Source organism: Candidatus Frankia nodulisporulans (assembly GCF_902806475.1).
Classification (GTDB): Bacteria; Actinomycetota; Actinomycetes; order Frankiales; family Frankiaceae; genus Frankia; species Frankia umida.
The window spans coordinates 1-15,017 of sequence record NZ_CADCWS010000089.1; the positions used below are offsets into that span (position 1 = coordinate 1).

The following is a 15,017-nucleotide window of genomic DNA, read 5'->3' on the forward strand; positions in this document are numbered from 1 at the left end:
GCGCGGACGCGACTACGACGACTACGACGACCGTCGCCGCGGTGAGCGCTCCGGCGGCCTGACCAGCCTCGAGCAGGAGCACGAGCGGCGCACCACCTACCGTCTGCGCCAGGGCACGATGTCCATCGGCCGCGCCCGGGACAACGACGTCGTCATCACCGACCTGCTCGCCTCCCGTCGCCACGCCGAGCTCTACATCGGACGCTCCGGTGTGCAGATCGCCGACCTCGACTCGGCCAACGGCGTGTTCGTCAACGGTCGCCGAATCAACCGGATCGCGCTCGAACAGGGCGATGTCATCGCCGTCGGTCACCACATCTTCCAGCTCGAGGGTGACCAGCTCGTCGAGTACATCGACTCCGGGGACGTCAGCTTCGAGGCCGAGGCGCTCAACGTCTGGGCCGGCCAGAAGCAGCTCATGCACGACATGACGTTCAAGCTGCCCGGCCGCGCCCTGCTCGGCGTCGTCGGCCCGTCCGGCGCCGGCAAGTCGACGCTGCTCAACGCGCTCACCGGGTTCCGCCCCGCCGACAAGGGCACCGTCCGCTACGCCGGCCGGGACCTCTACTCCGAGTACGACGAACTGCGCCGCCGGATCGGTTACGTCCCGCAGGAGGACCTGCTCCACACCTCACTCACCGTGCGCAAGGCCCTCGAGTTCGGCGCCGAGCTGCGTTTCCCACCGGACGTCACCAAGACCGAGCGCCGTAACCGCGTCGACGAGGTACTCGCCGAACTCGGCCTCAAGCAGCACGCCAACACCCAGGTCGCGCGCCTGTCCGGTGGCCAGCGCAAGCGGACGTCGGTGGCCCTCGAGCTGCTGACCCGCCCCACCCTGCTCTACCTGGACGAGCCCACCTCCGGCCTCGACCCGGGCATGGACAAGAACGTCATGGAGTCGCTGCGTAACCTCGCGGACGACGGCCGGACGGTCATCGTGGTCACCCACAGTGTCGCCCAGCTCGACCTGTGCGACTACATCCTCGTGCTCGCACCCGGCGGTTACGTGGCCTACTTCGGCCCGCCGCAGGACGCTCTCTCCTTCTTCGGCAAGCGCGACTACCCGGACGTCTTCCTCCAGCTCGAGGCGATGCCCGGCGTCGAGTCGGCCGCCCGTTTCCGTAACTCGCGGTACTACGTCCCGGCGTCGATCACCGCCCCCTCCGCGCGTCCCGCGCCGGAGGAACTGCCCTCCCTCCGGCAGCAGTCGGTCCTGTCGCAGCTGGTGACACTCAGCCGACGAACCATGGCCGTCGTCGCCTCCGACAAGTCCTATCTGCGCCTCATCATCGCGTTCCCGTTCCTATTGGGCCTCATTCCCCGAGCTATCGGCGGAAACTTCGAACTCTCCGCCACCCAGGCCAAACAGCTGTCCCCGAACTCGGACGGCCCCACCATCCTGCTGATCATGGTTCTCTGTGCCTGTTTCATGGGTATGGCGAACTCGGTCCGCGAGATCGTGAAAGAACGCGCGATCTACCGTCGAGAGAGAGCCATCGGCCTGTCCCGGACGGCCTATATCGGCTCGAAGGTCCTCGTCCTGACCCTCATCACCGTGGCGCAGGCGATCCCCTTCACCCTGATCGGTCTCGCCGGGCGAACACCGCAGTCAAACCTGATCCTCGGCAACTCGCTGGTGGCCATGCTGATCGCGGTGATCGTCGTCTCGCTCTCCTCGGCGATGCTCGGCCTGCTGATCTCCGCCATGGTCGACAACGCCGACAAGACCATGCCCCTGCTGGTCCTGCTCACCATGGGTCAGCTGATCTTCTCCGGTGGCATCGTCCCTGTTCACGGCACTGCTGGCCTCGAACAGGTCGCCTACATCGCCCCCGCCCGCTGGGGTTTCGCCTCGATGGCCGCCGTCGGTGACCTCAACCGGATCAGCCTCGCCGGCGTCAACCGCCCCGACGACCCCACCAAAAAGATCAACCCGAAGGTCGTCGTCGACCCCACCTGGCAGCACACCGTCTCCACCTATGCCACCGACATCGCCGCCGGTATGGCCGTCGGCATCATCTGCATCATCATCGCCTCCATCCTCATCCGCCGGATGGACCCCAAAACCGTCAAACGCGCCCCCGCCACCACCGCCGTCGCCGGCGCCCCTCCGCGCTAACCCCGCCCGCCAGTCAGTCAGTCAGCACAGTGCCGGACGCACAGCGCCCGGCTCGTTCCCTCTCCCACAGAAAAGGGGCGCGCACAGCGCGCTCCTTTTTCTTTTCGCGTCCCCTTTCCAGGTAGGCCGCGCGTCCCCACCGCCCCGCCCGCTACTCCCTGCGGTGGGCTGCGCGGCAAGATCCCGCTACGCGGGTCGCTGTGGGGGGCAAATCGGACACGAATACCCCCACGGCGACCCGTGTAGCTTTCGCCGGACCGAGCTGCCCAGGCGGCTGTGACGGACGGTATGTGGGTGATGGGCGGAAAGTGTCAGCCCGGGCTGCCGCGTGGGGAGCGGCTGGCACGGCGGGACTCGGCGTCGCGCAGGGCCGCGCGGACGGTCTCGGTCAGGCGGCGGGCGTGGGCGGTCGCGTCCAGGAAGGTGAAGCGGAGAACCTCCCAGCCCAGGCGGACGAGCTGGTTCTGACGGTGCCGGTCGCGGAAGAGCGCCTGAGGCTCGCTGTGCGGGCCGACACCGTCCGCCTCGATGGCAAGTAACGCTGTGGGCCAGGCGAAGTCAAGGCGGGCGACGATGCTGCCGGTAGCCGGATCGCGCACCCGCCACTGGGTTTCCTCCGGTGGCAGGCCGGCGTCGCAGAGCAGCAGCCGGACAGGAAGGCAAGATCCTCAAGTGTTCGCGGTAACGAACTGGTGGGCAGGCCGGAGAGGTCCGCGACCTCGTCGTGGGTGTGGGTCGAGCGGTGCCGACGGTAGCCGTTGCGCAGACGAGCATGGTCGGCGTTCGGAAACGCGAGGTCGACCGGCTCATCCGACCGGCGCTCGGGAAGGCCGGGCAGGCCATGAAGCCGAGCGGCGGTCAGGCCGCAGATCGTGCCGCCGTGTCCTGATCGCGTCGGGGGACAGGCCGAGCGCGAGGGCCTGGGCGCGGGTGACGACGTCATCCTGTCGCCGGGCGAGGGTGATCACCCGGTCGAGGGCCTGATCCACCCGCCGAGTCCGTGGCCCGAGGACCGTCCAGCGAAACGCCCGCCGGGCGGCTGTGGACAGCCCCGACCCCTGTGGACGAGGACCGAGCTCCGGCACCCGCCGTGGAAAAAGAAGGCGGGGTGTGCGACGCCCGGTCGTTTGGCCACGTGGTGGGGACCCGTCAGCCGGCGTTCCAGCGGACGTGGGCGGGCAGCGTGTTGCCGGGGGTGATCCGGTGGTCGGTGCCAGCGGGATTCTGCAGGTCGAGGACGTGGAGCTGCTTGTCCTCCCCTGGTCGCTGCGTGCTGAAGACCAGGCGACCGTCGGGCGCGGGGGCGAACGTCGGGTCCTGGTCATCGCCGGGAGCGTCGGTGACCTGCACGGGCGGCGAGCCGCCGGAGTCCATCTCGAAGATCTCCAGGTTCCCGTTGACGGAACGGGTGAACGCGATCTTCCCGCCGTCCGGGGACCAGGCCGGGTCGGAGTCCCCGTTGCCCTGGCCCTCGGTGAGTCGGTTCGGCTTGTCATCGGTTCCGATGCCGATGGTGACGATGAAACCACGATCGCCATCCGCCTCGTTTGCCCAGTAGGCGATCTTGTCGCCGCTGGGGGACCAGGCCGGGTCGGTGGCACGCGCAGCGGCGAACTGGATTCGGGTGGCCTTGGAAGTGTCCAACTGCACGATGTAGAGACCAGGCTGCGTGGCGCCGGAGCCATTTGTGAAGGAGCGGGTGACGAGGGCGCCGCCGTCCGGCGAGAACGACGGGCGGGTGTCGTCCGGGATTCTGAGCTTCGCGGCCTCGCCGGTGGTGAACAGCGGGAAGGGTTTGCCGGTGCCGTCGGCGGCGATGGCCATGTACTGGTTGCGGCCGTCGGTGCCCTTGGCGAAGTAGACGATGGTCTTGCGCTCCGGGCGGATCACCGGAAGGATCTCGTCGCCGGCGTCGGAGGTGATCTGCTTCTCGTTCGTGATCTCGCCGGTGCCGGCGGGGACCGTCGCGGTGAACAGGTTGTAGCTGCCGTTCTTCTTCGCCGTGTAGACGATCTGATCCTTGCCCAGCGCCTGGGCGGATTCCGGCAGCGCGGTGGTCGCGGGGGCCGTCGACGTGGCCGAGGCGCCGCCGGTGGCGGTGGGAGTGGCGGTGTCGTCGTCCTTGCCGCCGCTGGCGATGGCGAGGACGACGGCGAGGATCGCGCCGACAGCGACGATGGCGCCGCCGATGAGCAGCGGAGTCCGGTTCGAGCGCTTGTGCGGGCCAGGCGGTGTGCCGGGTGCACCCGGGGCGGTACCGGGCCCGTCCGGGCCGGAGCCGCCGAGGCGGGTGGGGGTCTGCCCGCCGACCGTGCCCTCAGCGGGCCCGGCGCCCGGCCGGAAACCGGAGGTGGGCAGGCGGGTGGCGTCGTCGGGGCCGGCGGTGTAGCCGGCGCTGGTGTGCTGCCCGCCGGTGTGTGGGGCGCCCGTGTACGGCGCGCCGGCGTAGGAGGTGGGGCCGGTGGCCCCGGCGCCGGTCGCGCTGTCGGGACCGGGGACGGGCAGCTGCCAGCCCTGTAGGACGTTGGTGACGTCCTCGGGGTTGACGGCGGCGGCCGCGTCCGGGTTGGAGCTGGAGGGGTCGCCGAGCAGGCGGAGCATGAGCTGCTGGGCGCTGGGGCGGCCGTTCGGGTCCTTGCGCATCGCGAGCCAGACGATGGGGCGCAGAGCCGCGTCCACGTCGTCGAGGCGGGGGTCCTCGTGCAGGGCCCGGTAGAGCAGCACCTGCGCCGAGCCCTCGCCGAACGGGTAGTGGCCGGTGGCGGCGTAGGCGACCAGGCCGCCCCAGGCCCAGACGTCCACCGCGGAGGTGATCGGGCTGCTCTCGATCTGCTCGGGGGACATGAACGCGGGCGTGCCGAGCTGCTGCAGGTCACCGGTCAGGCCGCTGCCCGCGTCGGCGGTGCGGGCGATACCGAAGTCGATCACGCGCGGGCCGAAGGGGGAGAGGATGACGTTGGCGGGCTTGAGGTCGCGGTGGATGATCCCGGCGCTGTGGATGGCGGTCAGCGCCGCGGCGACGCCGACGGCGAGCTGCTCGAGGTTCGCGTCCGCCAGCGGACCGTTGCGCTGCACGTAGCGCGAGAGGGTCTCACCCTCGATGAACTCGGTGACGATGTAGGGCCATTCGGCGTCGGGGTCGGCGTCGAGGACCTCGGCGGTGCAGACCCGGGCGACGCGGCGCGCCGTCTCGGCCTCGAGCCGGAACCGGGCGCGGAACTCGGGGTTGCTGACCGCCTCGTTGCGGATCACCTTGATCGCGACAAGTCGGCCCTTCGCCGAGCGGCCCAGGTACACCTTGCCCATGCCGCCCTTGCCGAGCTGCCCGAGAAGCCGGTACGACCCGAGTTCGCGGGGGTCGTCCGCGTCCAAGGGGACGGTGCGCGCCGCCACCTCAGCATCCGATGACGCCATCGCTCCCGTTTCCCCTACCTGCCGCGCTTCGGTTACCGACCGTACGAGATCACGCCGTGTGGTGACCCCGTCGGCGTCCCGTGCCAACCTTTGATCGCTCATCTGCCGATCCGCCGTCCGGCGGTTCACCTGGGGAAAATCTTAGGCGAGGTTCGCTGGTCACCGATACGGCGGGGCGTCCCGAAAGGCCAAAACGGTCTGTCATCGGAAAGACAGGCATGGACCGGCGCCCGCCGCGTCCCCTTCCCGGAACCTGTGCCATCGTCAGGTTCAGATCATGTCCGCCGACCGAAGGCCCAGGAGTCAGATCGATGGTTGGGACCGCATTCCGCGCCACAGTCCGCACCGCTGTCCTCGGCAGGGGACGCGGCCTGCGCAGCATCGCCACCCTGGCCGGTGCGGCGATGCTGTTCGTCCCCGCGGCCTGCGGTAGCGACAGCGGTGACAGCAGCGGCCCGACGGACGCCACCCCGGTGGCCAGCACGTCCCGGTCCCCGGCGGCGGTGCGGACCACGCCGGCCTGGGGCTTCGCGCGCTTCACCGACGCGGCCGCGAAGATCGGCGTGGCCACGACTGTCCCGGCGACGGCGAGTGCCGGCAGTTGGCGCTCGAGCACCCCCCAGAGCACCCCGGGCACCCAGCGCACCCAGGACGGGCAGGTCAGCGTCATCCACCAGGCGACCGGCAGCTACCGGGTGACCTTCCCGGGCCTGGCCGTCCGCGGCGGGCGCGGCATCCCGCTGGTCACCGCACTGGACGCGGCCGCCAGCACGGGCGCCGCCAGCGCGGAACCGACCGCCCCCGTCGTGTCCTGCCACGTGGTCCGCTGGGATGCGGCGGGCACGGCCGAGCAGGTCGACCTGACCTGCCGCGACGCCGCCGGAACCGCCACGGACTCGGCCTTCACCGCGATGTTCACCTACGTCCCGCAGCCATCCACCGCCACACCGGCCGCGACGTCCGCCACCATGACGTCCGCCACGCCGGCCACGATGTCCACTGCCGCGACGTTCACCGCCACGCCGACGACGTCCACGTCCCCGTCCGCCGAGCCGGTGACGGGCGCGGGGGCGTACGCCTACCTGCGCCTGGACGACGCGTCGGCACCGACGGCCACGCCGGCGGACGAGTACAGCGTGAGCGGCCCGGGGACGATCGAGGTCCGCCGGGCCGGGGCCGGGCACTACACGATCGACCTGATCGGCCCGGCGTTCGCGAAGGACGGGAACAACCTTCAGGTCAACGCGATCGGTGACGACTCGGTGGGCTGCAACGCGCTCGGACGGGTGGTCGGGGCGGACCGGCAGTCGGTGTTCGTCGGCTGCGCCCGCGGCGCCACCGGCACGGACAGCCCGTTCGTCCTGCTCTACACCAGCGGGCACGCCCTGATCCCCCAGGCGCGGGACGCGACGAGTTTCGGTCACGCCTTCACCGGTGTCTCCGTGCGGGGCGGGCCGACGCAGCAGGCTCCGATCGGTGCGCCGGTGAACGCCTGGGGCTGGTACTCGGCGAACAGCACCGGCGCCACCAACCAGGTCCGTCGGCTGGCCATCGGACGGTACGAGGTGAGTTTCCCCGGCGTCGCGCGCACCCCTGACCTGGTGGCGGTCACCCCCTACGGCGAACCCACCGCCCGCTGCTCCGCCACCGACGGCACCGGCACCGGCGCTGGAACCGGTACCAGCACCGGCGCGCCAGGTGGGACGGCCACGATCACGGTGCGCTGCGTCAACGCCGCCGGCCAGCCCGCCGACAGCTTCGCCAGCGTCGCCTACACCACCGCCGCGTAGGCGTTCAGGGGACGCGCAGGACGTCCTCGACCCGGCGGCGCGCGGTGGCGGGCGTCGCCGGGGAGTCGGGATGGGGGTAACCGACGCGCAGGATCATCTGCACGTGGCCGAGGCCGCCGGTGGCGGCGCGGAACCTCTCCCGTAGCCCGGCCATGTCGATGGCCTGCGACATCGGCGAGGTGACCAGGCCCAGCGTGGTGGCGGTGAGCAGGACACGCTGCATCGCCTCACCGGCGCGCAGCCGGTCGACGGGTGTGTCCGCGTCGGTGCCGATGAGCAGGATGTCGGGATGTTCGATCGAACCGGCGAGTTCGGGTGCGATGCCGGCCGCGGCGGTGAGGTCGACGTCCAGGTCACGCAGTGGGAACTCGGACTGGCGGGGAACCTCGGTGGGCACGACGACGCTGCGCGGGATGCCGTCCGGTGCGGGCGCCGTGCGACTCCAGAGGGCCAGCTCCGCCTGGTAGTCGGCGTCGTGCGCCTCGATCCAGGCGGCCCGCGACAGCAGGACGGCGACCTGGAGTCGCAGGGTCCGGTCGGTCGGCGCGGTCAGCCAGGCGCCCTGCGCCTCGGCGGCGACGCGCAGCCGGTCGACGGTGCTGGGGGTCAGCGGCCGCGGATCGAACGGTCGGCGGTCGGTGTGCCGGTGCGGGATCGCGGCGGCCAGCGCGCATTCGGCGTCGACCGGTGGGCGCCGCCCGGCCAGGGCGATCCGGGCCAGCGGCCGGGTCCGCAGGTCGTCGCCGTCCGGAAAGAGGGTGATCTGCGGGTCCAGGCCGTGCATGCGCAGGGCGAGCGTGGCGTTGTAGAGCGCCGCGCCGCAGCTGAGCAGCAGCTGACGTCCGTCCGGGTCGACGACGCCGAGCTGACGGTCGACGTCGGCCCGCAGCGTCAGCGCCGCCCCGGCCGGCGCCCCACCGGGCAGAGCCGGATTGAGATACCACAGCCAGGGCTGGGTGTTGTGGATGGACGGCGCCGCGACGGCCGTCGCGACCACCTCCCGTGCGAGCCCTGTGGTCAGCTCCGGCGAGCACGATACGGACTGCGCCGCTTCGGTGGACATGTCACCCTCCCCTGCCTCGTACCTGCCCCAACTACCTGTTCCAGCGTGCGGGAGAGGTGGCCGTCCCGACATGCGCCGATCGGAACCTGCCGGGAAGGACGGTCGACTGCCGCCGGGGGGCCGCCTGGCACCTGCACGGGCCGGCGCGGAGTCACGGTCACCTCACGCGGGTAGCCCCATGGCATGGCAACTGACATCGAGGCGGTGGTCGCGGAACTGCTCGAGCGGCACGGGCGCACGTTCGCCGAGGAGATCGGCGTCGACGTGCCGGCGGACACCGCCGAGGGGATGTTCGCCCTGACCGTCTTCGCGGTGCTCGCGGGCGCGCCGATCCGGACACCGTCCGCGGTGGCGGCCTGCCGGGCACTTCTGGACGCCGGCTGGACCGACGCCGCGGCGATGGCGGAGGCGACCGGGACGCGGCGCACCGAGGTGCTTCGGGGCAACGGCTACGCCGGCTACGACGAAAGCATCTCCCACCAGCTCGAAGAGGCCTGCCGCTACCTGTCCGACACCTACGACGGTGACATCCGTGGCCTGCGCCGGGCCGCCGACGGCTCGCCGGAACGCGAACGGGCCCTGCTCCAGCGGATCAACGGCATCGGCCCGGTCGGCGCCGACATCTTCCTGCGGGAGGCCCAGGCCGGCTGGGACGAGCTGATCCCCTACATCGACGAACGGGTGTGCCGCACCGCCCGTGAGCTCGGTCTGCCCACGAGTGCCACCCGGCTGGCCGACCTCGTCGAACGCACCGATCTGCCTCGTCTGGTGGCCGCCTTGGTGCGGGTACGGCAGGAACACGACGTCACGGACCTGCGTGAGTCGACCTCCGGGATGTCCTGACCAGCCCCGTCTCCGCCGAACGTTCGGCGGTATCCGTAATCTGGAGCGGTTGACTTTCTCGGAGGGGAGCGATCGTGGCGACCACGCAGGACGTGGAGCGTGCCCGGGAGCAGGCGTACCTGGACCGCCTCTACACCCGCCTTGACGAGGTTCGCCAGATCACCCGGGACCAGCTGCGCGGCGTGCTGCTCGCGGTCGGCACCGGCACCCCGCAGTCGGTGGTCGAACGCGACGTCTTCGCCGCCGCCCACGCCGACCGGCTGGCCCGCCTGGACGCGGCCGAAGGCCGGCTGTGCTTCGGCGCGATGGATCACACCGACGGTCAGCGCACCTACATCGGGCGGATCGGCCTGTCCGACAGCGAGCAGGAGCCGATGCTCGTCGACTGGCGGGCACCGGTGGCCACCGCCTTCTACCGGGCGACGCTGGCCGATCCGCACGGCCTGCTGCGTCGCCGCCATCTGCGCACCCGCGGTCGTGAGGTCACCGGCATCGCCGACGACCCGCTGAGCGGCGCCCTCGGCACCGACCCGTCGCCCGCGGCCACGTCCGACGCCGCCGGGTCGTCCGGCACCTCCGGCACCTCCGGCACCTCCGGCACCTCCGGGTCGTCCGGGTCGTCCGGGGACTCGGTGCTGCTGGAGGCGCTGTCCGCGCCGCGCACCGGCCGGATGCACGACATCATCGCCACCCTTCAGGCCGAGCAGGACCGGGTGATCCGCGCCCGTGCGAACGGCATCCTCGTCGTCGACGGCGGCCCCGGCACCGGCAAGACAGCCGTCGCGCTGCACCGCGCCGCCTACCTGCTCTACAACGACCGGGCCCGACTGGACCAGTCCGGGGTGCTGATCGTCGGGCCGAGCCCGGTGTTCCTGCGCTACATCGACCAGGTGCTGCCCTCCCTCGGGGAGACCGGCGTGGTCTTCGCGACCCCGGCGAGGCTGTTCCCCGGCGTCGAGGCGACCGGCACCGAACCGGTCGAGGTCGCCACCCTCAAGGGTGACCCACGGATGGCGGACGTGATCGCCGCCGCGATCCGTGACCGCCAGCGCGTGCCCTCCGGTGGTCTGAACCTCGCCTACGACGGGATGACGCTGCGGGTCAGCCAGGACCGGGTCGCCCGGGCCCGTACCCGTGCGCGCCGCAGCCGCCGCCCGCACAACGGCGCCCGCCGGGTGTTCCTGCGCGAACTGCTCACCGAGCTCACCAACCAGGTCGTCCGGCAGGTCCCCGGCGGCCTGCTCGACCAGGACGAACGCCGCCAGATCACCGGTGACCTGTGGACCGACGACGTCGTGCGGCCCGCCCTCGACGCCCTGTGGCCGCTGCTCACCGCGCAGCAGCTCATCGGTGACCTGCTGCACCAGCCCGCCGTCCTGGCCCGCGCCGCCGGCAACCACCTCACCTCCGCCGAACGAGCCCTGCTGACCCCCAGCCCCAGCCCCAGCTCCGCCTCGGCCTCGGCCCACGCGGACGCGGACGATGACCTGTTCGCCCCGGCCAACCTGCTCACCCCCACCCAGCCGACGCCCCAGCCCCAGCCTCGGGACCTAGCCTCCGGGCGGATCCCGCATCCACGGATACCGGGCGGCGCGGCCACGGCGGGCGGGTCGGCCACGGCCGGCGGGACCCCCGGGGAGTGGACACCGGCGGATGTCGCGCTGCTCGACGAGGCGGCGGAACTGCTCGGCGATCCGGATGAGGAAGCCGGTCTGGAGGCGGCTCGCCGCGCCGAGCAGGAGCGTGCCGAGGAGCGTGAGTACGCCCGCGGCGTCGTCGACATGCTGGGCCTGGACGGCCAGATCGACGCGGACGCGCTGGCCGACCGCTGGGCTGGTCCACGCACCCGACGCAGCGCCGCCGAGCATGCCAGCCTCGACCGTGGCTGGGCGTTCGGCCACCTGATCGTGGACGAGGCCCAGGAGATCTCACCGATGCTGTGGCGGCTGCTGTGGCGCCGCTGCCCGGGGCGCACCGCCACCCTGGTCGGCGACCTCGCCCAGACGGCCCGTCCGGGCGCGCCGACCCGGTGGGAGCGGCTGCTCGCCCCGGTGGTCGACGACCGGTTCACCATCGAGCGGCTCACGGTCAACTACCGCACCCCCCAGGAGATCATGGACGTGGCCGCCGAGGTCCTGCGCGCGCAGGACCCGGACCTGGTCGCACCGGTGTCGGTGCGCTCGGTGGGCCGGCGTCCCACGGCGCTGCGGGCCGGCGACGTGCCGGTGGAGCAGGTGACCGGCCTGGGCCCGATGCTCGCGCAGCGACCGGTGCTCCCCGGCGAGCCGACCGCCGAGGTGATCGCCGCTGTCGCGCACGCGGCCGAACGCGAGGCGCTGCGCCTGGGCCTGGGCGGCCACGACGGATCGGCGGGTTCGGGTCGGGTCGCGGTCATCGCTCGGCCCCGGGACGTCCAGCCCCTGCGCTCGGCGTTGATCGCGCTGATGCCCGAACTCGCCGTCGCCCCCGACTCGATCGACCCGACCAGCGTCGCCGGTAACGCGCTGGACGCCCCGGTCGCCGTGCTCAGTGTCGCCGAGACCAAGGGTCTGGAGTTCGACGCGGTCGTGCTCGTCGAACCCGCCGACCTGCTCGCCGAACCGACCCGCGGGCTCGCCGACCTCTACGTCGCGCTGACCCGGGCCACCCGCTCCCTGTGCGTCGTGCACTCCGGCGACCTGCCCGACATGCTGCGCGACGGCCTCGACCCCGCCTGACCCCACCGGATTCGACCGGACCCCACCGGACCCCACCGGATTCGGTCGGACCCGTTGCGCCCGCGACTCTCGGTGCGGGCCGTCATCCGGCGTGCGGTCTTCCCGGGTGAGACGTGCGCCCTGGCCCGCCAGAAACGGAATCTCGGCGCAGGAAGTAAGCGGTTGAAGATGTAATGAATTCCTGGCGGGAATGTCGGGAATTTCATGCCGGGTTGGGCCACGTTGTGGATGCTGTAGATGTTCTGGTTGTGTCTCGGAATGTGCCGGGTGGGTGCTCTGGCACCTCGTGCGGGCGTGTGCGTGTACTTTTTCCACCGGCCGTTAAATGTTCGGCCGAGGGTCGGCCCGGGGGAGTGGTAAAGGGTCGAAGTTCGGCCTGTAAATCTGGGGGAAATTCGTCATGCTCTTGGTAAGAAATATGCCTGTGGGGCGACAGAAATCATTCCTGGGCTGGCTGCGGTGACGCCGATGTCCGCGGGTGAACAGCCCGACGATCACACCGGAATGCTGCGTCGACCGGACCTGCCGCGCCCCCGCAACCCACCGGACGACGAACCCGCCCCGGCGCGGGGCGCCCGAGGCCCCCGCCTCCAGGTGTCGGTGGTGGTGCCGACCCGCAACGAGGTGCACAACGTCGCGCCGTTGCTGCGCCGCCTGGACGCGGCGCTGGCCGGGGTCGCCGGGGAGGTCATCTTCGTCGATGACTCCGACGACGGGACGCAGCGGGAGATCGAGCGGGTCCGCGCGACGGTGCGGCTGCCGGTGCGGATACACCACCGGGCCGCCGGGCAGCGTGCCGGCGGGCTCGGTGGCGCGGTGACCGAGGGCTTCGCGCTGTGCGCGGCGCCGTTCGCCGTGATCATCGATGGTGACTTGCAGCATCCGCCGGAGACGATCCCGGACCTGCTGGCCGCGGCGGTCCGCGACGGTGCCGACGTGGTCGTCGCCAGCCGGTACGTGGCCGGCGGCAGCGCGTCCGGGCTGTCCGGGCTGGTCCGCCACTTCGTCTCGTCCGGGTCGAACCTGCTGTGCCGGCTCGCGTTTCCGCGCCGGCTGCGCGGGGTCTCCGACGTGATGAGCGGCTTCTTCCTGGTGCGGGTGGCCGCGGTCGACACCGCGGGACTGCGCCCCGACGGGTACAAGATCCTGCTGGAGCTGCTCGCCACCGCGGGACAGCTGCGGGTGCGCGAGGTCGGCTACACCTTCGCCGAGCGTCACGCCGGGGCGTCCAACGCGTCGATGACCGAGGGTCTGCGGTTCGCCCGCCGCCTGTTCGCCCTGCGGGTGCCGCGGGCCGCCCGGTTCGCGCTGGTCGGCGCGTCCGGCACGGCGCCGAACCTGCTCGGCACCGCCGCGTTGCACCGCCGCGTTGCACCACCTCGGGCTGCATTACCTGGCCGCGGCGATCATCGCCACGCAGGCCGCGATCGCCTGGAACTTCGTCGGCTGTGAACTGCTGGTCTGGGATCGCCGCGACGGCTCCCGGCTGCGGCGCTATCCGACCTTCGCCCTGCTCAACAACCTGGACCTGGTCATCCGGCTGCCCCTGCTGGCGCTGCTGGTCGGCCGTTGGGGGGTGGGCGTGGGCATCGCGACCCTGCTGTCGCTCGCCGCCGCCGTGCTGGTGCGCTACCTGGTGGTCGACCGGCTGGTCTACCGCACCCGTCCCGTGCCCCCGCCCACCGGACGTCGGGCACCGCGCCACCTGAGTGGCCGGGCCCGTCCCACCGCCCGCGAGCGGACCCTCGTCCCCGCGGCGGCGGCCGCGGGCGAGGAGGTCACCGATGCCCCCGGCTGATCCCAGCCGCGCACGGCGGCACCGGCCAGGGCGGTCAAGGCGGTCCAGACGGCCGAGGCGGGTGCTGCTGGGCGTGGTGCTGCTGGCCTCGGCCGTCGGACAGGGCCTCGCCCTGATCGCGGTGGGCACCCCCGCCCAGGCGCTGACCTGCCCGAACACCCAGTGGAACGCCGACTTCTTCACCGGCACGGCGCTGGCCGGCACCCCGGTCGCCCAGCGCTGCGACGCCGCCGTCGACTGGTCGCTGAACGGCCCGGGCGTCACCGGCCTTGGCACCACGAACTACTCCGTGCGCTGGACCCGCACGTTCACCCTCGCCGCCGGCACCTACACCGCCTCGGTGACCGGGGACGACGGCATCCGGGTGTACGTCGACGGCCAGCCCGTCCTCGACCAGTGGCGCGACCAGGGCCCCACCACCTACACGGCGAACGTGGCGGTCAGCGCCGGCAGCCACGACCTGAAGGTGGAGTACTACGAGCACACCGGCGGCGCGACCGTCCACGTCGGCGAACAGTTCACCGCGGCACCGGTGGCGTCCTGTAACTCGATCCAGTGGTCGGCGCAGTACTTCCCGAACGTGACCCTGACCGGCCCGCCGACGCCGGCCCGGTGCGAGACCGGCCTGCACCATCCCTACGGCAACGGCGGCCCGGACGTGCCCGGTATCGGCACCGACGCCTTCTCCGCCCGCTGGACCAGGGTCGACAGTTTCGCCGGCGGCCCGATCCAGATCACCGCGACGGCGGATGACGGGGTCCGCGTCTACGTCGACGGCACCCGTGTCATCGACGACTGGAACGATCAGGGCCCGACGACGCTCACCGCGTCCCCGACCCTGACCGCGGGCACCCACACCCTCGTCACCGAGTACTACGAGCGTGCCGGCGGCGCGCAGATCCGGGTCGACTACACCGGGGGCGGCGATCCCGGACCGGTCCCGCCGCCCCCACCCGGCGGCTGCACCGCCGACTGCGGCGGCACCTGGCAGACCCTGAGCTACCAGATGCCCGTGCGCTCCGTGCACGCCAGCGTCCTGCACACCGGAAACGTGCTGCTCGTCGCCGGTTCGGGAAACGACCAGGCGGCGTTCGACTCGCACGCCTTCACCGCCACCGTCTGGAACCCGAGCACCGGCCAGTTCGCGAACGCACCCACTGCGGACGACCTTTTCTGCTCCGGGCATGTACAGCTTCCGGACGGGCGCATTCTGCTGGCCGGCGGAACATCTGCCTATTCGACGCCGACAACGAACTACAAAGGCCTGGCGAAA

10 protein-coding genes are annotated in these 15,017 nt (G+C 71.8%); 7 read left to right on the top strand and 3 right to left on the bottom strand.

Features of this window, described 5'->3' with window-relative positions:
• The coding region (locus G6R24_RS10470) for an ATP-binding cassette domain-containing protein (protein ID WP_163549069.1) at window positions 1–2,119 on the top strand (2,119 nt) is incomplete at its 5' end.
• Between the two features lie 311 nt (window positions 2,120–2,430).
• On the opposite strand, the gene G6R24_RS10475 is transcribed toward G6R24_RS10470, so the two are convergent.
• Both G6R24_RS10475 and G6R24_RS10480 read right to left on the bottom strand, forming a co-directional pair.
• Window positions 2,431–2,718, bottom strand: coding sequence for an endonuclease domain-containing protein (locus G6R24_RS10475; RefSeq protein WP_163549070.1), 288 nt, complete (start codon window positions 2,716–2,718; stop codon window positions 2,431–2,433).
• A gap of 550 nt (window positions 2,719–3,268) precedes the next feature.
• Window positions 3,269–5,533, bottom strand: coding sequence for a protein kinase domain-containing protein (locus G6R24_RS10480; protein ID WP_163549071.1), 2,265 nt, complete (start codon window positions 5,531–5,533; stop codon window positions 3,269–3,271).
• A gap of 311 nt (window positions 5,534–5,844) precedes the next feature.
• Here G6R24_RS10480 and G6R24_RS10485 point away from each other — a divergent pair, with 311 nt between their 5' ends.
• Window positions 5,845–7,323 carry a hypothetical protein gene (locus G6R24_RS10485; RefSeq protein ID WP_163549072.1) on the top strand — a complete coding sequence of 493 codons (1,479 nt, stop codon included), beginning with the start codon at window positions 5,845–5,847 and terminating at the stop codon, window positions 7,321–7,323.
• 4 nt (window positions 7,324–7,327) lie between these two features.
• Here the strand turns inward: G6R24_RS10485 and G6R24_RS10490 are convergent, their stop codons facing one another.
• On the bottom strand, window positions 7,328–8,386 hold the full coding sequence (locus G6R24_RS10490; RefSeq protein ID WP_163549073.1) for an Acg family FMN-binding oxidoreductase: 1,059 nt from the start codon (window positions 8,384–8,386) through the stop codon (window positions 7,328–7,330).
• Window positions 8,387–8,569: 183 nt separating this feature from the next.
• On the opposite strand from G6R24_RS10490, the gene G6R24_RS10495 reads away from it, so the two are divergent.
• The 5 genes from G6R24_RS10495 to G6R24_RS10510 all read left to right on the top strand — a co-directional run.
• Window positions 8,570–9,229 (top strand): hypothetical protein, encoded by a 660-nt coding sequence (locus G6R24_RS10495; protein ID WP_163549074.1) that lies wholly within the window; start codon window positions 8,570–8,572, stop codon window positions 9,227–9,229.
• Between the two features lie 74 nt (window positions 9,230–9,303).
• Entirely contained in the window at window positions 9,304–11,946 is a 2,643-nt protein-coding gene (locus tag G6R24_RS10500) for a HelD family protein (protein ID WP_163549075.1), read from the top strand.
• A 468-nt stretch (window positions 11,947–12,414) separates the two neighbouring features.
• Complete coding sequence (locus tag G6R24_RS10505; protein WP_225438365.1) at window positions 12,415–13,398, top strand: polyprenol monophosphomannose synthase; 984 nt, start codon at window positions 12,415–12,417, stop codon at window positions 13,396–13,398.
• The gene (locus G6R24_RS22265; protein ID WP_225438366.1) at window positions 13,316–13,744 is read left to right on the top strand and encodes a GtrA family protein; all 429 of its coding nucleotides are present in this window, start codon (window positions 13,316–13,318) and stop codon (window positions 13,742–13,744) included. The genes G6R24_RS10505 and G6R24_RS22265 overlap by 83 nt, the downstream gene beginning before the upstream one ends.
• A gap of 61 nt (window positions 13,745–13,805) precedes the next feature.
• Window positions 13,806–15,017, top strand: a 1,212-nt coding sequence (locus tag G6R24_RS10510) for a PA14 domain-containing protein (RefSeq protein WP_263864034.1), incomplete at its 3' end; no start/stop codon positions are given.